This is a genomic window from Robertkochia marina, from assembly GCF_004799345.1.
GTDB lineage: Bacteria > Bacteroidota > Bacteroidia > Flavobacteriales > Flavobacteriaceae > Robertkochia > Robertkochia marina.
The window spans coordinates 415,095-441,094 of the sequence record NZ_SSMC01000002.1; the positions used below are offsets into that span (position 1 = coordinate 415,095).

The following is a 26,000-nucleotide window of genomic DNA, read 5'->3' on the forward strand; positions in this document are numbered from 1 at the left end:
TTTTTAAGGGATGAACGATCAATGATCTCATTTTCACACTCATAGATCTTTGAAGAGAGTAAGGCGAAATCGAATTAAAACTGAAAAACCTCCGTTTTTATCTGTTCTTGTTGGGCTGTGTTAATAAATCTCCTACTTTTAATTCACTAATATCTTCAAGGAATGAAACGAATTTTAGTTACCGGAGGGGCCGGGTTTAACCCGTGAAATAATGACAAATTTGAAAGACGGGTTTTATTACATATACGTATTGAAAAGTTTGAGAGATGGGAAGAAGTATACCGGATTTACAACAAATTTGTCATTAAGATTTGAGGCTCATAATTCGGGTAGGGTACCTTCAACTAAATTTAGAAGGCCTTTGGAATTGATCTATTTTGAAGGTTGTTTGTCAAGGAAAGATGCAATAAAAAGAGAAAAATATTTAAAGACACACTACGGAAAGATGTATTTGGGCAACCGCCTCAAATCTTATTTCACAGGTTAGGGTTGTTAGACTATTATTACAAATAATAATTATAGAATGAAAAGAGTTTTAGTTACCGGAGGGGCCGGGTTTATAGGCAGCCATTTATGTCAACGTCTGTTAGAGGAAGGAAATGAGGTCATTTGCCTGGATAATTATTTTACCGGCAGTAAGAGCAATATTCTCCACCTGATGGATAACCCGTATTTTGAATTGGTGCGCCATGATATCACCCACCCTTATTTCGCTGAAGTGGATGAGATCTACAACATGGCCTGTCCTGCGAGTCCGGTGCACTACCAGTACAATCCTATAAAGACCATCAAGACCTCGGTCATGGGGGCAATAAATATGCTGGGACTGGCAAAACGAGTAAAGGCGAGGATTTTGCAGGCCAGTACCTCAGAGGTTTATGGAGACCCGACGGTTCATCCGCAACCGGAGTCTTACTGGGGTAATGTGAATCCCATCGGGCTACGTTCCTGTTACGACGAAGGGAAGAGGTGTGCAGAGACCCTGTTTATGGATTACCACAACTCGAATAAGGTGGATATCAAGATCATCAGGATCTTTAATACCTATGGGCCCAATATGAATCCCGATGATGGGAGGGTAGTATCGAATTTTATTGTTCAGGCCTTGCAGGGAAAAGATATTACAATCTATGGAGACGGGATGCAAACCCGCTCTTTTCAGTATGTAGACGACCTGATAGAAGGTACCGTGCGAATGATGAACAGTCCTGCTGACTTTATCGGGCCGGTAAACATTGGAAATCCTCATGAATTCACCATGCTTGAGCTTGCTGAGAATATTATTGACCTTATTGGGAGCAGCTCTCAACTGGTTCATCTGCCGCTTCCTAAAGACGACCCCAAACAACGTCGCCCGGATATCAGCCTGGCCAAGGAGAAACTCGGTGATTGGGAACCCCGTATACAGCTTCGGGAAGGATTGTCAAAGACGATCAATTATTTTGAAAAGGTCTTAAAGAAGCAGGTTCATAATACTATTTAGTGACAAGTAACATGTAACAAGTAACAAGTGATAAGTGATAAGTGATAAGTGAAAAGTAACAAGTGACAGGGTGTATGACCCTGATATAGGTTGACCACCTTAAAGTCGAAAATAATCCAAATTTCACGACCCACCACCTGTTACCTGTCACCTATTACCTATCACTTCTCCAAAAAAAAACAGCCACCCATAATCAGGTGGCTGCTTCATGAAAATATAATCGGATCAGGATTATGCGATCTTAGTAAAGGCGGTATCCTGGTTAATGGTGTTCAGGATAAAATTATCTTCCAGACCATTTACGATCCAGGTTTCAATATTCGCCTTATTGGCAATTTCCAGGGCCATCACCTTAGAACTCATTCCGCCGGTTCCGTGGGTAGATTTGTCTTCATCAACAACTTCTTTTTTAAGATCTTTGAAGTTATCTACCTCTTCAATGGTTTCCGGTTGTTCATTTACGAACGATTCTTTGGTGTAAATACCGTTGGTGTTGGTGGCTATAACCAAAAGGTCAACCTCCAACAGGGCTGCGGTCATGGCAGCAAGACGGTCGTTGTCACCGAATTGTATCTCATCGGTGGCTACGGTATCGTTCTCATTGATAATTGGAATGTAGCCATTGTTTACCAGTACATCCACCACGTTCTTGATATTCTCTCTTGATACCTCTTTTTCAAAATCAGCATAAGAGAGCAGACATTGAGAAGCCAATAGTCCGAGCTCCCTGAAACTTTCCTGGAAAATTCGGATCAGGTGTGGCTGCCCAATAGAGGTCAACGCCTGTTTCACATTGATCTCGGCGTGATCACTCTCCAGTTCTACGAACTGCTTGGCCACCACTTTGGCTCCTGAACTCACAATAATGAATTCATAGTCATCAGAAAGGGCAGCGATCTGCCTTCCGATATCTTCGATCTTTCCACGTGATAACTGGTCAGATTCTTTTGTCAGGGTATTAGACCCTATTTTTAACAGTACTCTTTTTTTCTTTTTTGACGTACTCATTGTTTTTTGTTTCGAGTCTGCACCAAAGTGCGACTCATTATTTAGGTGTTCACCCATTCCAGGTGAAATTATTAAGATTTAAAGCGATAGATTTCAGGGATAAAAACGAATTCTTATCTGGTCTGGCCTTCACCATGGATGTACCATTTGTTGGTTACCAGGTGCTGCAGACCGATAGGTCCTCTTTGGTGAAGCTTATCTGTACTAATGGCAAGCTCACCTCCCAGTCCTAACTGTCCTCCATCGGTAAATCTGGTTGAAGCATTGTGATATACGGCCGCTGCATCTACATTGGTCATAAATACATCAGCAGTATGCTGGTCCTTTGTAATGATCGAGCTGGAATGCCCTCCTGAATATTTATTGATCCAGGATACAGCATCTTCCACAGACTCCGTTTGCCCCAATACGATCTTATAGTCTAAGAACTCTTCATACCAAACGTCTTCAGATTCCAAAGGTTTTACCCCTTTAAGATCTTTCAGAGCCTGATCGGCCAGAATCTCTACTTCATGCTCATGAAGTAAAACGGTCAGTTCGTTAAGGAACTCCTCTTTTCCTTCAAGATTACTGTCTATAAGCACCTTATCTAAGGCGTTACAGGCAGAGATCTTTGCGGTCTTAGCATTTAAGATCACTTTTTTGGCCAATTCTTTATCGGCATCTTTGTGTACAAACACGAAGTTGTTACCTCGTCCGCTAACCACAACGGGGCAGGTAGCGTGTTCTTTTACAAAGGCGATCAGACGCTCACCACCACGGGGAACGATCAGGTCGATCTTTTCTGTAGGATTGGCTAAAAACTCCTGGGTTTCCTGGCGGTTAAATCTCAGGTAGGTTACCCAGTCGGTTATAATATTGTGTTCCTTTAAGGCTCGGTGCCAAAGGTCTACAATTACCAAATTTGAGTTCAGAGATTCTTTCCCTCCTTTTAGAAGGATCTTGTTCCCTGATTTGAATGCAATTCCTGCGGCTTCTACCGTTACATCAGGTCTTGATTCATAGATGATCATTACCGTACCAAAAGGTGCGGTTTTATTTGAAACTTCCATCCCATTGTCATGGGTAAAATGAAAACGTTCTTTTCCAAGCGGATCTTCCTGAGATGCCAACTCTTCTAAAGAAGTGATCATTCCTTCGATCTTTGCATCGTTAACTTTTAACCGGTCTTCCATGGCGAGATCTTCACCGTTGTAGGAATCCAGGTCTTTTTTGTTGGCCTCAAGTATTGCCTCCTGTTCCTGACGGATCAGTTTTGCCATACTTAATAAAACATTGTTACGCTCTTTGATCGTAAGTATTGTGTTCATCACGTTTATGCCGGTAGGATATGTTTTTGTTCGATACCGGACTTGAGGGTGTTTATTTTATCGAAGGATCCTGACATACGTACACCCTTTTGTTTTTTCCGTCATCAGGTCCTTTATTAATAATGAATTAAAAATTATTGTTAGGTCTTTTGAGCAGTGGTTGTTTATTGCCCGTTGATATTGCTGATCTTGTCGTATGCTGCCATAACACCTTTGATCACTGAAGAGCTCATACCATTATGCTCCATGGCGTTCAGTCCTTCAATGGTACAACCTTGAGGGGTAGTAACATTGTCTACCTCTACTTCGGCCTGGGTCCCATCTTCGATCAATGAAGCGGCTCCAATGGCTACCTGGGCAACGATCTCCTGGGCTTCGTGTGGGTGGAATCCCATTTGTACACCTCCCTGTGTTAAGGCTCTGAGGAACCTTAAAAAGAAAGCAGTACCCGAAGCACCAAGTACGGTGGCAGGCTTCATTAGGCGTTGCTCGATGATAATGGCTTTTCCGATGGTGCCAAACATCTTTCTCACAAATTCAACATCTTCATCATCATTATTGTTCGCACAAATAAATGACATAGACTGCTGCTGGATCGCGGCGGTGTTAGGCATCGCTCTGATCACTTTGTTGTTCGGTACAAATTCATTGATCTCGTCTGTAGTAACCCCGGTTACTGTGGAGATCAGGATCTGATCGTCTCTAAGATGCTCTTTGATCTCGTCCAATACGATCTCAAGGATCCTGGGCTGAATACACAGGATGATCCATTTTGAATCTTTAATAGCTTCTACGTTGTTTGATGTAACACTCACTCCAGCCTGTTCTTTAATGATCTCAAGGTTCTCAGGAGATGCATCGGCCACCATGATGTTCTTTGGATCGAACAGCTCGCTGCTGGCGAGTCCGCTGATTATAGATTTTCCTAAATTTCCCGATCCAATTACAGTTACTTTCATGTTTTGTTTTTAGGTTAATATTAATTTTCCTTCAATAGGTTCATGATTCATGCCAAAAGATTTTCTGCTTCTTAAAACTTTAGAAACCTACTTTTTTGCCTAGTAGGTTGCGGTCTTTCAAAAAGGCGTCTTTTCTTACAGGTTCAAACCATGACCCGGTACCATTATAATATTATCATGCTCTAAAACAAGTTTCTAGCCCTGTTTTACATAATTTTAAAGTTTCAGAAAAGTAGTGTTAAAGAATTTATGGGAGCTTACTGCTGCTTCCGGATTCTCATCGTAAAACATCAGGTAAGGGAATTTTGATTCTCGATGAAGTACTCATTTCCAACGTTTGAGAAGGACATTTGAAAAATGATGAATTCAGACAGCAAAACGCCCGACTGCAAAGGAGAATAGCCGGAAACAGGCCTGAATTACAACAAAATTCTCGTCAGAAGTTTAACATTTCCTTAACTTTCAGGAGTCTTGTGAAAAACAGCTGAATCAGTCAGAATTTTCTTTTAAAGTGAAGTATAAAGAGTATGCTCCCGGAGGGGTGTATTTTGAAGAATACCCGGAAATGAGTCGTGAATTTCTACTATTCTCATCTCCGGGTAAGGGTGACAGATCGACAATTCCTGACGAATTGTCAACCTTAATGCGCCAATAATTGTTTCATTTTTAAACGGATCTCCTCAATAGCAGGGTTGCCTATACTGCCGGTATGGGTGTGCGTTGCATCTTTAACCGGTTTAAACTCTCCGGCCTCGATGGCTTGCCCCATGATCTGATATGCCTCCCGAAAGGGGGTGCCCTCAATAACCATTTGGTTAAGGGTATCTACACTAAAGAGATAGTCGTATTTAGGGTCGTCCAGTATATTAGTGTTCACCTGCATTTCCTTCATAGAAAAGGTCATCATTTCCAGGCAGCTTTTCATTTCCTGAATAGCAGGTACAATGAGCTCCTTGCAAAGCTGTAATTCTCTGTGATAACCGCTGGGCAGGTTGGTGGTAAGCATGGTCAGGGTGTTGGGGAGGGCCTGAAGTTTATTACACTTACCTCTTATGAGTTCAAATACATCGGGATTTTTTTTATGGGGCATGATGCTGCTTCCCGTAGTTAACTCCTTTGGAAAACTTATAAAATCAAAATTCTGACTCATATACAGGCAGACATCCATTGCCATTTTACCCAGGGTGCCCGCAATGCCGGCAAGTCCGAAGGCAGTGTATTTCTCTACTTTTCCGCGTCCCATCTGGGCAGCTACTACGTTATATTTAAGGGTTTGAAATCCTAAAGCCTTTGTGGTGTGCTCTCTGTCAATAGGGAAGGAGCTGCCATATCCGGCGGCACTTCCCAGCGGATTTTGATCGCAAACAGCCGTGGCGGCATTGATCATGTAAAGATCATCGATCAGGCTTTCTGCGTAGGCTCCGAGCCACAATGCGAAAGAAGAAGGCATGGCTACCTGCAGGTGGGTGTAACCGGGCAGCAATACATTCTTATATTTTTCGGCAAGGCCTAAGAGCTCGTCGAACAACTCAGCGGTTAACATTTTTACGGCCTTTAGTTCGTCTTTCAGATACAATTGCATGGCTACCAGCACCTGATCGTTACGTGATCGTGCGGTATGGATCTTCTTTCCTGTATCACCCAGTTTTTGGGTAAGAAGAAATTCGATCTGTGAGTGCATATCTTCAAACTCTTGCCCAATAGTGAATGCTCCCTTTTCAATGCTCTTTTCGATCTCGTGAAGCGCTTTTACCAGGGCATTACTCTCTTCCTTACTGATAAGTCCAACCTTGGCCAGCATTTCTGCATGTGCCATAGAAGCGATCACATCATATTTTGCCAGTACCAGATCGTATTCGCGATCATCTCCAACAGTGAAATGATCTACTTTTTCTTCGGTTTTATATCCTTTGTCCCAGAGTTTCATTTTATTACGGTTATGCGGTCCTGCCTGACGGCAGGCAGGTTTGCGGTTATGCGGTTATGCGGTTATACGGTTATACGGTTATGCGGTCCTGCCTGACGGCAGGCAGGTTTGCGGTTATGCGGTTATACGGTTATGCGGTTATACGGTTATGCGGTTATACAGTTATATGTTACATGTCACCTGTCACTTATTACTTGTTAGTGGCTTTTTTGTACTGATTTTTTAGCAAGCACTGATTCCAACAATTCTGCATAAATATCAATGCCTTTAAAGATCTCATCCACATAGATAAATTCATCTGCCGAGTGCGAGCGGGTAGAGTCGCCCGGGCCTAGTTTTAGTGACGGACAACTTAATACTGCCTGGTCAGACAGGGTAGGAGACCCATAGGTTTTTCGACCCATATTGATTCCGGCCTGAACCAGTGGATGGTCTTCAGGGATAGAAGAGGATCCCAGTCTGAGTGATCGGGGTTCGATACTGCATGGAGCTTCGTTCTGAAGGATCTCATTGATCTCGGCATTGGAGTATTTTTCATTTACTCTTACATCGATCACCAATTTTACAGCAGCGGGTACCACATTGTGCTGGGTTCCGGCCTGTATTTGAGAAACGGTAAGTTTTACATCTCCCAGGAGGTCTGAGGACTTTTCAAATTTATAGTCTTTAAACCATTGCAATACCTCAATGGTATTGTAAATCGCATTGTTGTCGTTAGGGTGGGCCGCGTGCCCGGGTGTGCCGGCTATAGTTGCATCAAAAACCACCAGGCCTTTTTCTGCGATGGCCAGTTGCATCTGAGTTGGTTCCCCTACGATGGCAACGTCAGGTGCCGGAATTGATTTCAGTACTGAATTTAGTCCGTTAGCACCGCTGTTCTCTTCTTCTGCTGAAGCCACCATGACCAGGTTATAATTGAGGTTTTTTTGATCGTATAACCAGGTGAATACAGCAAGCAAGGAAACCAGGCATCCCCCCGCATCATTACTGCCAAGGCCGAAAAGTTTTCCGTCTTCCAAAGTGGCCATAAAAGGATCTCTTGTATAACCAACATTGGGCTTCACGGTATCGTGATGCGAATTGAGTAGTAAAAGCGGAGCCCCTTCTTTATAATGTTTATTAAAGGCCCACAGATTATTGTTCTCCCTGTGAAAGGGGATTTGATGTTGCTCAAACCAGGCTTCCAGGAGCTTGGCGGTATTGTGCTCTTCCTTAGAGAAGGAAGGAGTTTCCACCAGTTCTGTCAATAGCTCGAGGGCTTCTTTTTTCAAGGTTTCAAGACTCATTACAGGAATATTTTTGTGTGATTTACAGTGGTGTTTTCAATCATTTCATGCGATCCGATCATTACTTCGTCAACTCCATTTTTCAGTGCATCAAAGGCATTGTGAAGTTTAGGAAGCATTCCATCGGCAATAATCCCACTCGCTTTCAGGGTTTCGAAATAAGTGGGGGTTATTTCAGGGATCACGGAGTTTTCATCGCTCACCTCTTTTAACACCCCTTTCTTTTCAAAACAATAGTAGAGTCGGGTCCTCCATTCCGATGATAAGGCTCCCGCCATGGCAGCAGCAATGGTATCGGCATTGGTATTTAAAAGCTGGCCGTTACCGTCATGGGTTACCGCACAAAAAACCGGGGTTACCTGTGCCTCGAGAAGGAGGTTGAGTTGAGTGACATTGACCCGGGTGATGTCTCCGGCAAAACCATAATCAATGGTGGTTACCCGTCTTTTTTCAGCGGTGATGATATTCATATCGGCTCCGCTCATACCAATGGCATTGCAACCTTCGGCCTGAAGAGCAGCTGTGATATTTTTGTTCACGTAACCCGCATAGACCATGGTTACCACCTTCAGGGTCTCTTCACAGGTGATTCTTCGACCCTGGTGCATTTTTACCGGGATGCCCATTTTACCGGCAGTTTCACTTGCCAGTTTTCCGCCTCCGTGTACCAATAGTTTCCGGCCGGGCATTTTGGCCAGAGATTTAAGAAAACCATTCAGCAGGAATGGGTTTTCGATAACATTCCCCCCGATTTTTACGATACTGAGTTCTTGCATGACCTGGTACTTTATTTAGTGAGTAGTTCTTTTAAGACGGCCTGTGCTGCCCAGGTTCTGTTGTTTGCCTGTTCGATAACCAGGCTTTGGGTACTATCAAGCACAGCATCTTCTACGACCACATTTCTTCTAACCGGCAGACAATGCATGAATTTTGCCTTCCCTAGTTTTTCCATCGTTACCATCCAGTTTTCATCCTGCGAAAGTACCTGCCCATAATCCTGGTAGGAGCTCCAGTTCTTGGCATACACGAAGTCTGCACCTTTTAAGGCTTCTTCCTGGTTATGGAACACAGGAACGTTGCCAACAATTTCAGGTGCCAGATCATAGCCATGAGGGTGGGTTATGGTAAGGTCTGCCCCCATAAGTTTCATCATCTTTACAAAAGAATTAGGGACGGCCTGAGGTAACGCCTTTGGATGAGGAGCCCAGGTAAGTACCACCTTGGGGTTTGGGGTGTTTTTTTGTTCTTCGATGGTGATCGCATCGGCCAGGGCCTGAAGCGGGTGGGCAGTGGCGCTTTCCATATTGATAACAGGCACTGTAGCGTATTTTGCAAAACTTTTCAGCAGGATCTCACTATAGTCCTTCTCTCTGTCCTTCAGGCTGGGAAAGGCTCTGAGGCCGATCAGATCAGCATATTGAGATATGACCGCAGCGGCCTCTTTAATATGTTCGGCCTTATCGGCATTCATTACCGTGCCATCTTCGAATTCCAGCTGCCAGCCATCCTGGTTGAAATTGATCACCATGACCTCCATCCCAAGGTTTCGGGCAGCTTTTTGAGTGCTTAAACGCGTTCTGAGGCTGCTGTTGAAAAACAGCATGGCCAAGGTTTTGTGCTGCCCCAGGTTCTTTTGTGCCAAGGGAGCTTTTTTCTGGTTCCTTCCTTCCTGTATCAGGGCCTGCAGATCATTAATATCTTCCAGGTCTGTATAGGTGTTTATTATCTGTTGAGTTGTTGTCATGTGTTACAGATTTGCCATTTTAGTGGTATGAGTTCGGGTGAGTACTTTTTGGAGTCCTGCAGCCAATTGTTCAATTTGATCTTTACCAATGGTCAGAGGAGGGAGTAACCTGATCATTTGAGGATTGGCAGACCCGCCGGTAAAGATCTTCTCTTCAAAGAGAAGTTGTTTTCGAAACGGAGCGGTCTGTTGATCCAGCGTTATGCCGCACATCAGTCCTTTTCCTTTCACGTTATTTACTCCCTGAAGAGATTCCATTTCTTTCTTTAAAAATTCGCCCATAGTTGAAGCCTTTTTTACCAGGTCCTCTTTTTCTATGATCTCCAGTACGGCCAACCCGGCTGCACATGCCAAATGATTACCACCAAAGGTGGTGCCCAATTGTCCGTGTTGGGGAGCAATCTGCTCATGAATAAGAACGCCTGCCATTGGGAATCCGTTCCCCATCCCTTTAGCTATAGTGATCATATCAGGATTTACCCCGGCAAATTGAAAGGCAAAGAACTTACCACTTCTTCCGTAGCCGCTTTGGATCTCGTCGGCAATGAAGAATGCACTGTACCTGGTACAAAGTTCTCTGATCCCTTTAAGGAAGTTATTCGAGGCGGTCTGCAAGCCTCCCACACCCTGTATAGGTTCTATGATCACTGCACAGGTTTCACCTTTAGCCAATTCTTCTTCCAGGGCCTCCAGGTCTTCCCAGGGGAGGTGGGTTACAGGATGGCCTGAGTTTATAGGGGCCTGTATTTTTTTATTGTCGGTGGCGGCTACCGCTGCGGATGTTCTTCCGTGAAAAGCCTTTTCAAAGGCGATCACCTTCTTTTTTCCTGTGTGAAAGGAGGCTAGTTTCAGGGCATTCTCATTTGCCTCTGCTCCTGAGTTACATAAAAACAGCTGGTAGTCTTCACACCCGGAAATCTTCCCCAGTTTATCAGCAAGCTCTTTTTGCAGCGGATTTTGGACAGCATTGGAATAGAATCCGAGTTGCTTCAATTGTTGGGTAATACGGTCAATGTAATGAGGGTGAGCATGGCCTACAGAGATCACTGCATGCCCTCCGTAAAAATCCAGGTATTGGTTGCCGTGTTCGTCATAAACATAAACGCCATTTCCTTTTACAGGGGTTATGTCGTAAAGCGGGTATACATCAAATAGTTTCATAAGTGTTTTATTTTACAGCGGCTATATCATTGATCTTATCGAAGGATGCCTTCATTCCCTTGATCATGGCGGCGCTCATGCCTCTGAACTCCATTTCATTGAGTCCCTCAATGGTACATCCTTTAGGGGTCGTTACCTTATCGATCTCTGACTCCGGATGATTCCCCGATGCCACGAGTAAGCTGGCTGCCCCGAAACAGGTTTGCACTGCCATTTCGTGTGCTTCCTTTGCATCAAATCCCAGCTGAATGGCTCCCTGGGTATTGGCCCTGATGAGTCGCATCCAAAAAGCAATGCCGCTGGCACAGACCACCGTAGAGGCCTGCATTTTATCTTCAGAAATAGCCAGGGTGGTTCCCAGGCAATTAAAAATATTCAAAGCATGTTCCATCTTCGATGCTGCCGGATGATTGCTGCACAAGGTGGTCATGGACTGACCTACAGCAATAGCGGTATTCGGCATGGCACGTACCAGGGGCTGCTCTGATCCGAGCACAGATCCCATTTGTTCTATGGAATAGCCGGTAACTGTAGATATCACCAATTGAGAAGGTTTGAGGTCGCTCTTTAGAGCTTTCAATACCTGGGTCATTTGTGCAGGTTGTACAGCAATGATGATCACCTCACTCTGCCTGACCGCCAAACTATTGTCGGTAGTACACTGAACCCCCTTGATTGAAATAAATTCCTCCAGGCTATCGAGGCTTTTTTTGGTAAGGACGAGGGAGGTACTCAGCTCCTCCTTGATGATACCTTTGGCTATAGAAGCCCCTAGATTTCCGGTTCCGATGATCGCTATTTTCATAGATGGAATGCTTTAATGGTTTAAAAATAGGAGGCCTTCAGTTCCAGCCCCTGCTTTTCTTCTATGCCGAAGATCAGGTTCATGTTTTGTACGGCCTGTCCGGAGGCTCCTTTTAACAAATTATCGATGATACTGGTAACCATTAACAGGTCGTCATGCTGGTGAAGGTGAACAAAACACAGGTTGGTGTTAACCACCTGCTTTAAGTGAAGTTCATTTTCAGATACATGTGTAAACGGCGAATCCTTATAAAACTCTTTATAGATCTCTTTGGCCTTTTGAACCTCTCCTTCAAACTTAAAGTAGTTGGAGGCGAAGATACCACGGCTGAAATTTCCTCTGTAGGGAAGAAACCTCACATGGTGGTCTTTTTGGTCTGTTTGTTTTAAGCTTTGATTGATCTCGCCAAGGTGTTGATGATCAAAAGGTTTGTACCAGCTCAGGTTGTTATTTCGCCAGCTGAAATGACTGGTGGCCGAGGGTTGCACTCCGGCTCCTGTACTTCCGGTTATTCCGGTGGTATGGATCTCTTCAGGGAGCAAACCTGCCTCTGCCATGGGCAGCAGGGCCAATTGAATGGCAGTGGCAAAGCAACCGGGATTTGCAATGGCATTTGCCTGGGCGATCTTCTCTTTAACAAGTTCCGGCAGGCCATAAACAAATGATCTTCCTTCAAATTGGGCATCGGCCTCAAGTCGGAAATCGTTGCTTAGGTCTATGATCACCGTATGTTCAGCAACCTTGTGCTCAAGGAGAAATTTCTTTGAATTACCGTGACCGAGACAGAGAAAGATCACATCGACGCTCGTATTGATCTCATCTGTAAAATCCAGGTTGAGCAACCCGGTCAGATCATGATGTACCGACGCAATGGCTTTTCCGGCGTTGGTAGTGCTGTATACAAAATCGATCTCCACCTCAGCGTGATGCACTAACAATCTTAACAGTTCTCCTGCCGTATATCCTGAACCTCCTATGATTCCTGCTTTAATCATATCGTTACGGGATTAACATTATGTTGAATTTTCTGGGCCTGGGCATTGATCTTGATAAACCCTTTGGCCTCTGCGGCGCTCCAACCTGAGTTCATTTCACCATAACTTCCAAATTCAGGATGCATCAGGTCATTTTCAGAGGTGATGCCATCAAGGGTAAATCGGTAGGGATGAAGCGTTACGTAAACCGTACCGTTTACGTTATTCTGGGTATCTTCTAAAAAGCTTTCTGCATTTCTCATAAAAGGGTCAAGGTATTGCCCTTCATGCAGTAGCATACCGTATTGACTGGACAGGTACTCTTTATGGTGTTGTTGCCATTTGCTCAACACATGTTTCTCTAACAGATGATGAGCCTTAATTAACAGAAGGGGGGCTGCAGCCTCAAAACCGACTCTTCCTTTAATACCAATGATAGTGTCTCCCACGTGAATATCTCTTCCGATCGCATACCCGGAGGCCATTTTCTCTAATGATTTTATAAGCTGCACGGGATCCATGGTTTTACCGTTAAGACTCACGGGTTCTCCGCCTTCAAAGCCAATACTTATCTTTTCCGGATCATTTTTGATCAGTTGATTTGGGTAAGCTTCTTCCGGTAAAGCCAGATGGGAGGTCAGTGTTTCATCACCTCCTACACTGGTGCCCCATAAGCCTTTGTTGATGGAATACTTTGCTTTGGTCCATTCCATTTTGATCCCTTTGCCTTCCAGGTAGGCAACTTCTTCCTGCCTTGACAGCTGATGATCTCTGATCGGGGTGATCACTTCGATCTCTGGGGCCATTACCTGGAATATGGTGTCAAATCTTACCTGATCATTTCCTGCGCCTGTACTTCCGTGGGCAATGTATTGAGCTCCTATATTTTTGGCGTATTTGATAAGTTCGGTGGCCTGAACAATACGTTCTGCACTCACAGAAAGAGGGTAGGTGTTGTTCTTTAATACATTACCGAAAAGGAGGTATTTGATCACCTTTTCATAATAGGTTTGTTGAGCGTCAATAGAAACCACAGAGGCAGCACCGAGTTTATGAGCCTTTTCTTCCATAGCTGCCAGCTCGTCTTCGGAAAATCCTCCGGTATTTACACTAACGGCATGAACTTCATATCCGTTTTCACTGAGGTATTTTACGCAATATGAGGTGTCGAGTCCTCCGCTATAGGCCAATACTAGCTTTTTCATTTCTTAAACAGTTGTGTTTTTTAATTTGTCTTTTTTCAGTAAGAGCGATTGTTTAATGCTTTTCAACCGTGAAAAGACCTTTTCATTAAGTGTTTTCTTATGCTTGGGCGGTTGTGCTTTGGGGTCGTATAACATACCGGTACACAAACACATTTTTCGTTCAGTGCGCTGCAGGATGTCATAGTTTTTACAAGTCTGGCAGCCCTCCCAGAAAAGCGGATCGTCTGTAAGCTCCGAAAAGGTGACCGGCTCATATCCGAGATCGTAATTGATCTTCATTACGGCCAGGCCGGTGGTGATGCCAAAGATCTTGGCATCGGGAAATTTGGTATTACTGTATTCGAAGATCTTGGTTTTAATGGCTGTTGCAAGACCTTGCCCCCGGTAATCAGGGTGGACGATCAACCCGGAATTGGCTACGAACTTACCGTGCTCCCAGGTTTCGATGTAACAGAAACCGGCAAAAGTTTTCCCATCAAGGGCAATGACGGCATTGCCATTCTTGATCTTTGTAGCAATGTACTCTGTAGATCGTTTGGCGATCCCGGTACCTCTCTGCCTGGCCGACTCTTCAATGGTTTCGCATATAACAGATGCGTAACCCAAATGGGTTTCGTTTGCAATTAAAATTTGCATAATAGAAAATGAATAACAGGTTAAACACTGTTTGATAGAAAGGATAATTCGATTGGAAGAAGGGCCGGACTCACCTTAGCCCCAAAAATGAAAGAACGCCCTAGGGGCGGGGACGGCGAATTTCGCGGCTGCGAACAGGAACAAATACATAAGCCGGAGCCTTACCGAAAAGGACTCTTAATGCTTTGATGATATTTTTTAGTTCCTGGATCATTCTTTAAAGATGCCCTGTTATTACGGGCTTGAGCAAGCAATATTATAAATTATATTTTTAATGAGCACGGTTTTTTGTTATTAAATTTGCCTTGCCCGGTAAAAAATATTCTTCCGCAGCTATGAATAGAACAGAAAAAGTATTCCTTCACCCACTTGATGAATCGCTGAAAAAGGCACTGCTGCTATGGGCAAAGCAGTTTGAGGAGGTGGTTTTTCTCGACAGTAATCACCATAAAGAAAAACATAGTGATTTTCATGCGTTGTTGGCTGTTGACGCGCTGACCGCGATCAAAACCGATACTTTCGGGGCCTTTGATGATCTCTCCAAATACAGAAGAACAACGGCAGACTGGATCTTTGGATATCTTACCTATGACCTGAAAAATGATGTGGAGAGTCTGGTTTCTGAAAATTTTGATGGCTTAGGGTTTCCCGACCTCTATTTTTTCCAGCCTAAAAAACTACTGCTTTTAAAGGAAGATGAAATACGATTTTCCTATTTGCCCATGGTAGATGATGAAATTGAGGAAGATCATACAGCCATCATGTCTTTATTAGACCAATACAGCAGCGACGAACCTCATGAGGTATCTGTAAAATTTCGCATTCATAAGGATGAATATCAGGATAAGGTGAAAGAAGTTCTTGCTCATATTCATCGGGGAGATATTTATGAAGCCAATTTTTGCCAGGAATTTTATGCAGAGAATACCCTGATAGACCCTTTGCAGTGCTATTTTGATCTGAATGCCATATCAACGCCTCCATTTGCTACATTTTTTAAACTGGAAGATCTCTTTTTGATCTCTGCTTCTCCGGAACGTTATTTGAAAAAATCCGGACAAAAGGTGATCTCTCAGCCTATTAAAGGAACTGCGAAACGAGCTGAAGATCCGGAAGAAGATCAACGTCTGGCAGATCAATTAAAACAAGATGAAAAAGAGCGTTCTGAAAATGTAATGATTGTAGACCTTGTTCGAAATGATCTTTCCAGATTGGCCCTTAAAGGTTCAGTTGTGGTAGAAGAGCTTTGTGAAGTGTACACCTTTAAGCAGGTGCATCAAATGATTTCAACGGTAGTAGCTGAGGTAGCTGCTGATATTGACCCCGTTGAGATCATTAGGAATACCTTTCCAATGGGCTCTATGACAGGAGCACCAAAGATCTCAGCCATGAAGATCATTGAAGAACTGGAATCGACCAAACGCGGACTCTATAGTGGTGCTGTAGGATATTTTACCCCTCAAGGTGATTTTGATCTCAATGTCATCATCCGCAGTATATTGTTCAACCAGTCCCGTCGTTATGTATCGTTCTCCGTGGGCAGTGCCATTACCGCTGCTGCCTCTCCTGAAAAGGAATACGAAGAGTGCCTGGTGAAGGCAAGGGCGATGCGACAGGTTTTGGAGGGGAGGTGATCCCGCAGGTGTGATCGATGATGAATTATGAATGATGAATGATGAATGATGAATGATGAATGATGAATGATGAAAGGAGTACATATAGCCCCGCAAAGACGAATATTATAAACCCCTTAACCCTTAACCCTTAGCTCTTAACCCGTAACCTAAAAAATCCTAACTTTACAGGAACCAACCCTAGCTAAAAAATGGATTCGAGCACCTTCAAACTTCATTGTCATGGTTATGATCTTCACACCCAACACTGGGAAGCCCCTAATAGCAAGGGCACCGTGGTTTTGGTACACGGAATGGGAGAGTATGCCGGCAGGTATGCTTCTTCCGTAGTTCCGACCTTATTGAATTCCGGGTTTAATGTGCTGGCCACCGATCATTTCGGACATGGACTTAGCGAAGGTAAACGAGGCGTTTGTCCGGGGTACGAAGCCGTGCTTGACAGCATTGAACTCACCCTGGCGAAGGCTTTAGAATTTCATCCCAACCTGCCTTTGTTCTTATACGGACATAGTATGGGAGGCAATGCGGTATTGGGGTATGCCATGAAACGAAAGCCGGCCGTTAGAGGGGTAATTTCAACAAGTCCGTTGTTAGCGATGGCTTTTGAGCCGCCTGCCTGGAAAATGATGATGGGAAGGGTTCTGGAAAAATTAATACCCGGAGTTACCCTTCCAAGCGGACTGGATGCTTCGGCTATGTCGCGGGATCCCCATGAAGTAAAGAAATATAAGGAAGACCCGCTTATTCATGACAGGGTAAGCGGTTCGTTTGTATTTCCTTTTCTGGAAATGGGCCGTTGGATGATGGAAAACCCCGAACAATTAATAATACCTTCGTTACTTTGCCACGGTACCGGCGATCGGGTAACCTCTCACAACGCTACCGAAAGTCTTGGTAGAAAAGCACCTCATTGCCAGGTGACCCTTTTTGAAGAAGGGTATCACGAATTGCAAAATGACCTTGAAAAGGATAAATTTTTAAACACCGTCAGTACATGGTTGCATAAAACCGTATAAACCAATGAAGGAGAGATTTAAATCACATATAGAGACGTATTTTCCTTTTCTGGAAAATAATCGACTCATTATCGCTCTCAGTGGTGGTTTAGACAGTGTTGTGCTTGCTTTTCTGTGCCGTCATTGTTGTGGGTTTGATACTGCCCTGGCCCATTGCAATTTTCAATTAAGAGGAGAAGAAAGTAACAGGGATGAGACTTTCGTCCGTGAGTTGGGAGCGAAATGGAACCTTCCGGTTTATGTAAAAAGATTTGATACGGAATTATTTGCTGAGCAGGAGGGGATCTCTACCCAAATGGCTGCACGAGACCTTCGCTATGAATGGTTCTATGAACTCATGGAACAAGAGGACTACAGGTATTTGTTAACCGGGCATCATGCCGACGATAACCTCGAAACCTTTATTATTAACCTGAGCAGGGGTACCGGGCTGGAAGGACTCACCGGGATACCCCCGGTTAATGGTAATGTTGTTCGTCCGTTATTACCTTTCTCCAGGGAAGAGATCGAGAATTTTGCCAGGGAGGAAAACCTGAGTTGGATAGAAGATTCCAGTAATTCGGAAACAAAATATCTTCGAAATAAGATCCGCCATGAGGTCATACCAAGCCTTAAGGATATCAATCCGACTCTGATGAATAATTTTAATAAGACCATTGATTATATCCAGGGCAGTGCTGCCATGCTTGACGATCATATAAGAGCGGTTCGTTCAGCCTTGTTCACCAAAGAGAAAGGAATGATCCGGGTACCTGTGGCCTCCCTTAAAAATCTTCGCCCCACCAATGCCTATCTCTATGCCTTTTTTCATAAGTATGGTTTTACGGAGTGGAACGATGTGGAAGGTTTACTAAGCGGACAAACCGGAAAAATGGTGTTGTCGGCCTCCCACAGGCTTTTTCGCGACCGGGACTTTCTGGTGTTACAGCATTTGAATGACCTCGTTAAGGAAGAAGAGGTGACCTATGTGATTCGTGAAAAGAATACCCGCTTTACAGGGCCGGTTACCCTGAGTTTTGAATCGGTAGATGAGATCACTCATACAGCTAAAGATGTTATTTATGTTGATGAAGGAAAATTGAGCTATCCTCTTAAGATCAGAAAATGGGAAGAAGGAGATCGTTTTGAACCTTTCGGACTAAAGGGCTCAAAGAAGATCAGTAAGTATTTTAAGGATGAGAAGTATTCCCTGGCAGAAAAGGAACGCCAATGGCTGCTTTGTGATGCCCAGGATCGCATTGTCTGGGTAATCGGCAGAAGGGCCGACAACCGGTTCAGGGTAGATGAAACCACCAGTGAGATCCTCAAGATAAGAACGCACTAAGGCCCACCCGACTAATGAGATTCCAAATGGGCTATATAGTTTTTGTTTACGAAGTCATATAACTTTTGAGTTCAACCTTTTATAGTTAGTGTGGTAAAAGTTTTCACATTTTTGAGGAATAATCTACAATTCTTTTATTTTAGTACATTGTAAAATGTTACACGTAACAAGTAACAATGTCATCAATAATTTAATAGATTGACGACTCACTACTAACCACTAACTACTAACTATTATGGCCATTCTTTCCTTTGTAGGATTTACACTCCTGGTTGCTGTTATAGCTTATTACGCTACCAGAAAGACCAATGAAGGTACTTCAGACGGGTATTTTCTGGGCGGACGAAGTCTCACTGCCGGAGTGGTAGCAGGATCCCTGCTGCTTACCAATTTATCAACAGAACAGATCGTCGGACTCAACGGTTCGGCCTATTCGGAAGGAATACTGGTAATGGCATGGGAAACCCTTGCAGCCATAGCCATGGTTGTTACGGCCGTTTTTCTATTACCCCGATATCTTAAAGGAGGGCTTACCACCGTACCCCAGTTCCTGGAGACCCGCTATGATAAAGGAGTTAAGACCATTGCCTCGGGATTATTCTTACTGGGCTATGTAGTGATCTTTCTGCCGATCGTACTGTATTCAGGATCGCTGGCCATTAGTACCATGTTCGATATCCCGGCCTTATTGGGAGTGAGTCTTGAAACTTCGATATGGATCTGTGTATGGGGTATTGGAATTATAGGTTCTATCTATGCAATTTTCGGGGGACTAAAGGCGGTGGCGGTTTCAGATACCGTGAATGCAGTTGGTCTTCTTATTGGTGGATTGCTTATTCCTGTTTTTGGACTGTTAATGATCGGAGACGGGTCTTTAGGCGCCGGTATCGATACCCTGATGGCTGCCGCACCGGAAAAGTTTAACTCCATTGGAGACTCCAAGGCTTCAGTGCCTTTCTCGACTATTTTTACGGGTATGATGTTGGTGCAACTCTTTTACTGGGGTACCAACCAGGCTATTATTCAAAGAGCCCTTGCAGCCAAGAACCTGCAGGAGGGACAAAAGGGATTGTTATTAGCCGCATTTATCAAAATACTGGGTCCGCTAATCGTGGTATTGCCGGGTGTTATAGCCTTCTATATGTTTGGACCTGACCTTGAGACCCCAGACCAGGCCTATCCATTGCTGGTAAATAAGGTATTGCCTAAACCATTGTTAGGTTTCTTTGCCGCCGTTCTTTTTGGGGCCATCCTGAGCTCATTTAATTCTGCGCTTAACAGTTCGGTGACCCTCTTCAGTATCGATTTTTATAAGGAGTATATCAATAAGGAGGCAAATGAACTTACTGTTATTCGCAATGGGAAATATTTTGGTATCGTCCTGGCTATAGCCTCCATGCTGATAGCTCCAATGATCCAAAAGGCTCCCCAGGGGTTATTTGGTTACCTTCAGGAAGTTAATGGCTGTTACTCTATTCCCATCCTGACCATTATCGTGGTGGGTTATCTTACCAAAAGAGTACCGGCTATCGCAGCTAAGATCGGTATCCTTTCCGGGGTACTGCTGTATATCGTGTATCTGTTGTTGAAGTACTTCGTATTTGGTCCTGATGAAATGCTGCATTACCTGCATGTTATGGCCATTCTATTCGTATTAAATATTGTGATCATGCTTACTATTGGGAAGTTCTACCCGAGAGAAACCGACTTCGAGTTGGAATACACCAAGAAAGTATCTATTACGCCTTATAAACACATTAAAGTTGTCGGGATTGCTATCGTGGCTATCGTGGTGGGTATCTATTATTACTTTGCATGATCAAAGCCGATCATATATTAAAAAAAGCCCTGTGTTAAACAGGGCTTTTTTGTTGAGGGTTTATCGTTTAAGATGAATTATTAACTCTTATTTGCATCTTGGGTTATTAGAATAATTGATATCCCGGAGGTGCAATATTCAATGATCTCAAGTAAATGGCTAATGCCCCCCTGTGATGAACATTGTGCTCTTCGGCTTTCCTTATCCATCCAATTCTACTCGATTCGAAATTACCCATCTTCGTTATTTCATCCGCATTTGATTCATTTAAAGTTTTGAGTTGGGTCATGGCAAAGTCGTAGGCTTTACCGATCAACCTGCTTACGTCTGCTTTATTATGCAAGGAGGCATCTTTTTCAAGATTTTGGTCGGCATACAGGCGCTCAGCCCCGGAAGCATTTGACGCCAAACCTATAGTGGCCTGGGTCATATGCAATACTTGCTCTGAATAGGACTTTACACTGTCGTTGGGTTTGTAATTGAATTGATCTTCAGGCATGGCTTCTACGTATGCCAGGGTAAGGTTTTTACTTCTTTCCAGATCGGCCATTAGCGCATCTATTGCCTGGGTTTGAGCGTTTGCGTACAAACCACCCAACAACAAAAAGATTAAAAATTTGATTTTCATAAACTTATTTTTAGAGGTTTTGACTGATATTAAGTTACTTATAATCTTTTATTATCGATGATAAACTGCTTAGAGATACATGAATATAGATTATTTTCTATATTTTTATAGAAATGTAAGTTTATGTTAACCAAGGTATTTGGGAGTGCCATTTTTGGCATCGAAGCGATGGTGATCACCATTGAGGTTCATATTGGTCCCGGAGTAGGCTATCATTTAGTTGGCCTGCCGGACAGTGCGATCAGGGAAAGTAACTACCGTATAGCAGCTGCTTTGATGAACAACGGGTATCGTATACCCGGTAAAAAAGTGACCATAAATATGGCTCCGGCCGATATGCGAAAAGAAGGGTCTGCCTATGACCTGCCCATTGCCCTGGGAATCCTGATCTCTGCTGATAAGTTTACTCCGCTGCTGGATCTCCATGATTATATGTTGATGGGAGAGATGTCTCTTGACGGAGGGTTGCAACCTGTAAAAGGGGCCTTACCTATGGCCATCAAGGCCAGGGAAGAAGGATTTAAGGGGTTGATACTCCCCAAAGAAAATGCGGAGGAAGCAGCCGTTGTAGAAGGATTGGCAGTATATGGGGTTTCTCATTTTAAAGAGGTGATGGATTTCTTTTCCTGTAAATGTACCCTGGAAGAAGAGGTATTAAATAAGGCAGCGCTGTTTCATGACCAGCTGGAATTCCCTGATCTTAATTTTAGCGACGTTCGCGGACAAGAAAGTATAAAGCGGTGTATGGAGATCGCTGCAGCCGGCGGACATAACATAGTGCTGATCGGACCGCCGGGTTCCGGTAAGACCATGCTGGCCAAGAGGCTGCCTTCCATTTTACCACCAATGAGCCTTAAGGAATCGTTGGAAACCACCAAGATCCATTCGGTTGCGGGAAAGGTGAATGGTAACGGTTTGATCACGAGGAGACCGTTCAGAAGTCCGCACCATACGATTAGTGATGTGGCCCTGGTAGGTGGCGGCAGTTATCCACAGCCGGGGGAGATCTCTCTTTCGCATAATGGAGTACTCTTTTTGGATGAACTGCCGGAGTTCAAACGGGCAGTACTTGAGGTTATGCGACAACCACTGGAAGACCGGGAAGTAACCATTTCCCGCGCTAAATTTACCATTACCTACCCCAGCAGTTTTATGCTGGTAGCCAGTATGAATCCGAGCCCGGGAGGGTATTTCAATGACGGTAAGTCACCGGTGGTCAATACACCTTCAGAGATACAGCGGTATATGAACAAGATCAGCGGTCCGCTCTTAGACCGTATCGATATTCATATCGAAGTGAACCCGGTCCCCTTTGAAGAACTTTCTAAAAGGGAAAGGGGAGAATCTTCTGAAGTGATCCGCGAAAGGGTATGTAAGGCCAGAAACATTCAGGAGGCTCGCTTTGAACAACAGCAAAGTACGCATTACAATGCTCAGATGAATACCCGGCAAATACGGCAGTTCTGTGAGTTGGATCACCCTTCTTCTGATTTATTGAAAAATGCCATGGAGCGACTCAGACTATCGGCCAGGGCATACGACCGTATTTTGAAGGTTTCCCGAACCATCGCTGATCTTGAGGGGGCAGAGCGGGTGGCTGCACACCATATCGCAGAGGCTATTCAGTACAGAAGCCTCGACCGGGAGGGGTGGTTATCATGATTATGGATGATGGATGCTAGGTTTTGGTGTGATTGAGAGGGCGGTGCGCCTTAGTTGGAGGGAATACTATCTGTCTATATTAATCATTCGAACCAAATGCGAAATTTTTCAGTATCTCATCACTATAATTTCCTTCTTTGTATCTGAACAGTAAGGTATAATGCTTTTCTTCAGCGAATTCAGGATTGAATCGTCAGTAATACCGTCTAGTGCGACCAGTATTGGATTCAAAGCATCTTTGATTTTGATCGAGTCGGTATGATGACTAGCCTATAATGGGAAATCAAGATTCATTGTCCCTTAAAGCAGATGCCCTGGTGTGTTGATGATCATACTGTAAAGTATTGTTGCAATGGTAGAAAATTAAAAAATACACATAGAAAAAGGCGACCCTTCGGTCGCCCCTCTCATATGCAAAACTAAATTAACATATTATGAAACGAAAATGTTATTCAACTATGATGTCGTTTGGTGCATCTTCAAAGATTCCGGTGGCTACAGATATTCCAACTTCACTGTCAGGGCAGACTAAGTATCTATAGATTTTCCCATATTCAAGGGTTGGAAGAGTCTCATTCCAGATTGTACCTTGAGTGTCTTGGAAAGACAGAGTACCTCCTGAGAATACATCAGATTTGACATAAACTCCGACATAATCTGTATAGCCAAGTGTTAATCCAGTGACTGTTGCATCTGGTGCTGTGAGTGTAGTATTACCATTGCTGATGTCAACATTCTCTCTAGCTAAGAGAATCAGTGACTGCTTAGTGTTCATGAGAACATTTAGGGTCTTCTGAGTCCTAAAATCTACGGTTTGAACATCAGATTCAAGAATAACTTCCAGAGTAACTGGATTCGGGTTATAGTTGTTACTGATAACCTCGATGTCATATTGATCTAAGACAACATCAAAGGCGTTTGTTCCCGCAGTTACATCATTGAAGACATATGCATCAGCACCATTCTTCTTGAATTTAACCGTGAACAGTGAAGGTATAGTAATTGTCGGTAGATCGGGAAATTGGCAAGAGGTTGCATTCATCACTGAGGCGCCTTTAGCACCGATGTACTCTTGATCAACCAGAACATTAGTTAGTTCTATTGATACTGTTCCTGTTTCCTGCTGCATTGGAGTATCTTCATCTTTAGAGCAGGATAGGAAGATTACTGCTAGAAATGCAATTTGTAAAAATTTGAAATTTTTCATGATTTCGTAATTTAAGTGTTAGCGGACTGTCGTCCGATTATTGAATAAATTTTTGTCCAATAGTTTCGTCAACTGGTTCTTGGAATAAGGTGTTGTTGGTCTGAATCCCTACTTCGGACGATGGGCATAAGATGAAACGATACCTCATACCAGTGGTCAATGTTTGACCTACTTCATAGGGGTCATTCCTTTCGTCATATAGGGTTAATGTGTAGTCAGTATTGACATCATTTACAACAGGGTAGATCACCCAATAGTCTCCTACATCTCGAGTTATTGAACTTACTGCATTAGTTGAAAACTTTTTGATGAACGGAATCTCAGTAGTGCTATGATTCTTCTTAGCAACTAGAATCTCCGATTGTAGAGTGTACACTTCTGAAGAGAAAGTCTTCTGAGACCTAAAGTCGATACCAGCATCATAATCAATCAACCAGATATTGTCTGAATAGGAGATTATTGGTGGGTCTGCTGGGTCTTTAGATTGAACTTGAACGTCCCAAACTCCGAGAGGAATATCAAACTCGGTTGGAGTGTCAACTGATACCGGATAGAAACTGTATTGTTCTCCGGGTCGCTCAGGATTGTTCAAGAATAGAACTTCAAATTCTGTCGGGAAATCAGGAGTTGGTGTCTCCGGGAAAGTGCAATCAATAGTTACCGGTACCGGCACAACATTGAAATGATCTTTAGAATCACAAGCTTGGATGGTAAACAATCTATCCTCTTCTCCACGAAAACCGATTCCGGGTATTGACAATTCTTGAGACCATACAATAGATGTGGTCGATGCCGTAGGCTCTCTGTAGAGCGGAATATCAACCACTATGGCACTTCCACCCGGACCAAAGACGTCAGCTGATTCCATAGAGAAGAACAACGTTGACTGAGCAGGAATTTCTATTCTGTCAAATTCAAAGATTGGGTCGGTCTTATACCGATTATTAATCCTACCCATATAGAGTGGAAAGCTGTAAGGATTATCAATCACAAACCTGACAAAATCGGTATCATCTTGACCCAACTGCCATTCTAAATCGTCATAACTTACCCGACGATTTATTCTATGTGGGACAATGTACGTACCCAGAGAACATTCCCATTCATCCGTTGCATTTAGCAGAGATGTTGTATTATGCACTTCGGGTGCCAGAACTGGAGAAAGATAGTCAGTTGCTGTTGAATAGACTCTATACTCTGTTGTCCAATTCAATTCACTCATGTTTGTCGGAAATGTTTCATCAACCTCGAAGAAGGTTTCATAGATGGCTTCCCGCCCGACTTCAATTTGAGAACCTGTCAAAAATTCTTGAATGACATTGCCATTACTGTCCCGTGCTTGAAACAAAATCCGATAGTTTTCATTAGTGTTAGGGGTTCTGACAAAATATCTAATGTAGACTCTTCTAGGGTAAGTCTGAGTTACGATTTGATAGTCAGCAACACCAATAATCCGAACTGCTCTGGTATCAGACTGTGAAGAGGTTAGGTTTACTGAATTCCCTTTGAGCACTGAAGTTTCCACTGAATTTAATGTCAATCCAGCCAAATCAGTGATATCATCTGTTCGGTTCAAAGAGCCTTTGGCTCCAATTTGACCTTGATCTTTCAAAAGACCATTATTGATAGTCAGCGAGACTTTGCCAACATCAGGGTCAGTACTTGTCTGTGGACTGTCGTCCTTGCTACATGCAATCATGGACATGATCATCAGCAGCATTAGAAACTTTTTCATTGTGTAATGTTTAATTGTTGAATAAGTAATGAATAGTAGTGTTTAAGGGAAAGACATAATGAGGATTCCAAATTGGAAGTTCCTTATAGCTTGGAGAAGATTTACTAACAGTTTTAGAGGGAAATAATGATCGTTGAATAGTGATGCCAAAGGCCATGAATAAGCAGGGGCTAAAAGTTGTGGTTGAGTCATTATAATAATTTTTCCATTGGCCTCATTATACACGATGAATCATTTGTGAGAGGGAGAAAACACGAAGATTCAATTACAATTACACCAAAAGTTGGCATACCAGAATTCTGAAAAAAATGTGTGGGGGATAGAAATAAAGAAATTTAATTTCCAGGGCTAAACTACTGGTTACAAGAACAAAGTAAGGTTAAATTAGTTTAAAACAATATTTTTTCGTTCAGATGTTTCTTATGAATAGAGTAGTATAATCAATTACGTATAACTACATTTTTAATGTTTACATTT

Annotated in this window: 23 protein-coding genes; 8 read left to right on the top strand and 15 right to left on the bottom strand. The window is 43.4% G+C overall.

Annotation, left to right across the window (positions count from 1 at the left end):
• Nucleotides 1-211: 211 nt before the first annotated feature.
• Both E7Z59_RS08330 and E7Z59_RS08335 read left to right on the top strand, forming a co-directional pair.
• Entirely contained in the window at nucleotides 212-487 is a 276-nt protein-coding gene (locus E7Z59_RS08330; RefSeq protein ID WP_136335859.1) for a GIY-YIG nuclease family protein, read from the top strand.
• 36 nt (nucleotides 488-523) lie between these two features.
• Nucleotides 524-1,483 carry a UDP-glucuronic acid decarboxylase family protein gene (locus tag E7Z59_RS08335; protein WP_136335860.1) on the top strand — a complete coding sequence of 320 codons (960 nt, stop codon included), beginning with the start codon at nucleotides 524-526 and terminating at the stop codon, nucleotides 1,481-1,483.
• A gap of 231 nt (nucleotides 1,484-1,714) precedes the next feature.
• Here the strand turns inward: E7Z59_RS08335 and proB are convergent, their stop codons facing one another.
• The 3 genes from proB to proC (E7Z59_RS08350) all read right to left on the bottom strand — a co-directional run bounded on the left by proB (nucleotide 1,715) and on the right by proC (E7Z59_RS08350) (nucleotide 4,760).
• Nucleotides 1,715-2,491, bottom strand: a complete 777-nt coding sequence (gene proB, locus E7Z59_RS08340; RefSeq protein WP_136335861.1) for a glutamate 5-kinase — start codon at nucleotides 2,489-2,491, stop codon at nucleotides 1,715-1,717.
• A gap of 113 nt (nucleotides 2,492-2,604) precedes the next feature.
• On the bottom strand, nucleotides 2,605-3,801 hold the full coding sequence (locus E7Z59_RS08345) for a glutamate-5-semialdehyde dehydrogenase (protein WP_136335862.1): 1,197 nt from the start codon (nucleotides 3,799-3,801) through the stop codon (nucleotides 2,605-2,607).
• A gap of 164 nt (nucleotides 3,802-3,965) precedes the next feature.
• Nucleotides 3,966-4,760: a pyrroline-5-carboxylate reductase gene (proC, locus tag E7Z59_RS08350; protein WP_136335863.1), complete on the bottom strand. Its 795-nt coding sequence runs from the start codon at nucleotides 4,758-4,760 to the stop codon at nucleotides 3,966-3,968.
• Between the two features lie 511 nt (nucleotides 4,761-5,271).
• On the opposite strand from proC (E7Z59_RS08350), the gene E7Z59_RS15240 reads away from it, so the two are divergent.
• A complete protein-coding gene (locus E7Z59_RS15240) occupies nucleotides 5,272-5,415 on the top strand; it encodes a hypothetical protein (RefSeq protein WP_168731263.1) in 144 nt (47 codons plus the stop codon).
• Here the strand turns inward: E7Z59_RS15240 and argH are convergent.
• The 9 genes from argH to E7Z59_RS08395 all read right to left on the bottom strand — a co-directional run bounded on the left by argH (nucleotide 5,401) and on the right by E7Z59_RS08395 (nucleotide 14,498).
• Entirely contained in the window at nucleotides 5,401-6,687 is a 1,287-nt protein-coding gene (gene argH / locus E7Z59_RS08355; protein ID WP_136335864.1) for an argininosuccinate lyase, read from the bottom strand. The two genes, E7Z59_RS15240 and argH, sit on opposite strands and share 15 nt — an antisense overlap.
• Before the next feature lie 197 nt (nucleotides 6,688-6,884).
• Complete coding sequence (locus E7Z59_RS08360) at nucleotides 6,885-7,973, bottom strand: M20 family metallo-hydrolase (protein WP_136335865.1); 1,089 nt, start codon at nucleotides 7,971-7,973, stop codon at nucleotides 6,885-6,887.
• Complete coding sequence (gene argB / locus E7Z59_RS08365; protein ID WP_136335866.1) at nucleotides 7,973-8,749, bottom strand: acetylglutamate kinase; 777 nt, start codon at nucleotides 8,747-8,749, stop codon at nucleotides 7,973-7,975. The genes E7Z59_RS08360 and argB overlap by 1 nt, the downstream gene beginning before the upstream one ends.
• An 11-nt stretch (nucleotides 8,750-8,760) precedes the next feature.
• A complete protein-coding gene (locus E7Z59_RS08370) occupies nucleotides 8,761-9,696 on the bottom strand; it encodes an N-acetylornithine carbamoyltransferase (protein WP_136336313.1) in 936 nt (311 codons plus the stop codon).
• 24 nt (nucleotides 9,697-9,720) lie between these two features.
• Nucleotides 9,721-10,878, bottom strand: coding sequence for an aspartate aminotransferase family protein (locus E7Z59_RS08375; protein WP_136335867.1), 1,158 nt, complete (start codon nucleotides 10,876-10,878; stop codon nucleotides 9,721-9,723).
• A 7-nt stretch (nucleotides 10,879-10,885) separates the two neighbouring features.
• Complete coding sequence (gene proC / locus E7Z59_RS08380; RefSeq protein ID WP_136335868.1) at nucleotides 10,886-11,683, bottom strand: pyrroline-5-carboxylate reductase; 798 nt, start codon at nucleotides 11,681-11,683, stop codon at nucleotides 10,886-10,888.
• 20 nt (nucleotides 11,684-11,703) lie between these two features.
• Nucleotides 11,704-12,678: an N-acetyl-gamma-glutamyl-phosphate reductase gene (argC, locus tag E7Z59_RS08385; protein WP_136335869.1), complete on the bottom strand. Its 975-nt coding sequence runs from the start codon at nucleotides 12,676-12,678 to the stop codon at nucleotides 11,704-11,706.
• A complete protein-coding gene (gene argG, locus E7Z59_RS08390) occupies nucleotides 12,675-13,862 on the bottom strand; it encodes an argininosuccinate synthase (protein ID WP_136335870.1) in 1,188 nt (395 codons plus the stop codon). Before argG ends, argC begins: the two co-directional genes overlap by 4 nt.
• A gap of 3 nt (nucleotides 13,863-13,865) precedes the next feature.
• Nucleotides 13,866-14,498: a GNAT family N-acetyltransferase gene (locus tag E7Z59_RS08395; RefSeq protein WP_136335871.1), complete on the bottom strand. Its 633-nt coding sequence runs from the start codon at nucleotides 14,496-14,498 to the stop codon at nucleotides 13,866-13,868.
• A gap of 335 nt (nucleotides 14,499-14,833) precedes the next feature.
• Between E7Z59_RS08395 and pabB the strand changes: the two genes are divergently transcribed.
• The 4 genes from pabB (at nucleotide 14,834) to E7Z59_RS08415 (ending at nucleotide 20,291) form a co-directional block, all read left to right on the top strand.
• Nucleotides 14,834-16,132, top strand: coding sequence for an aminodeoxychorismate synthase component I (gene pabB, locus E7Z59_RS08400; protein WP_136335872.1), 1,299 nt, complete (start codon nucleotides 14,834-14,836; stop codon nucleotides 16,130-16,132).
• Between the two features lie 191 nt (nucleotides 16,133-16,323).
• Nucleotides 16,324-17,148, top strand: coding sequence for an alpha/beta hydrolase (locus E7Z59_RS08405; RefSeq protein WP_136335873.1), 825 nt, complete (start codon nucleotides 16,324-16,326; stop codon nucleotides 17,146-17,148).
• A 4-nt stretch (nucleotides 17,149-17,152) separates the two neighbouring features.
• Nucleotides 17,153-18,472, top strand: coding sequence for a tRNA lysidine(34) synthetase TilS (tilS, locus tag E7Z59_RS08410; RefSeq protein WP_136335874.1), 1,320 nt, complete (start codon nucleotides 17,153-17,155; stop codon nucleotides 18,470-18,472).
• Between the two features lie 235 nt (nucleotides 18,473-18,707).
• Nucleotides 18,708-20,291, top strand: a complete 1,584-nt coding sequence (locus E7Z59_RS08415; RefSeq protein WP_136335875.1) for a solute:sodium symporter family transporter — start codon at nucleotides 18,708-18,710, stop codon at nucleotides 20,289-20,291.
• Nucleotides 20,292-20,397: 106 nt separating this feature from the next.
• Here the strand turns inward: E7Z59_RS08415 and E7Z59_RS08420 are convergent, their stop codons facing one another.
• Nucleotides 20,398-20,919, bottom strand: coding sequence for a DinB family protein (locus E7Z59_RS08420; protein WP_136335876.1), 522 nt, complete (start codon nucleotides 20,917-20,919; stop codon nucleotides 20,398-20,400).
• A 123-nt stretch (nucleotides 20,920-21,042) separates the two neighbouring features.
• Here E7Z59_RS08420 and E7Z59_RS08425 point away from each other — a divergent pair, with 123 nt between their 5' ends.
• Complete coding sequence (locus E7Z59_RS08425; RefSeq protein ID WP_136335877.1) at nucleotides 21,043-22,581, top strand: YifB family Mg chelatase-like AAA ATPase; 1,539 nt, start codon at nucleotides 21,043-21,045, stop codon at nucleotides 22,579-22,581.
• A 448-nt stretch (nucleotides 22,582-23,029) separates the two neighbouring features.
• Here the strand turns inward: E7Z59_RS08425 and E7Z59_RS08430 are convergent, their stop codons facing one another.
• Both E7Z59_RS08430 and E7Z59_RS08435 read right to left on the bottom strand, forming a co-directional pair.
• The gene (locus tag E7Z59_RS08430) at nucleotides 23,030-23,788 is read right to left on the bottom strand and encodes a hypothetical protein (protein ID WP_136335878.1); all 759 of its coding nucleotides are present in this window, start codon (nucleotides 23,786-23,788) and stop codon (nucleotides 23,030-23,032) included.
• A 37-nt stretch (nucleotides 23,789-23,825) separates the two neighbouring features.
• On the bottom strand, nucleotides 23,826-25,523 hold the full coding sequence (locus E7Z59_RS08435; RefSeq protein ID WP_136335879.1) for a hypothetical protein: 1,698 nt from the start codon (nucleotides 25,521-25,523) through the stop codon (nucleotides 23,826-23,828).
• Between the last annotated feature and the right edge of the window lie 477 nt (nucleotides 25,524-26,000).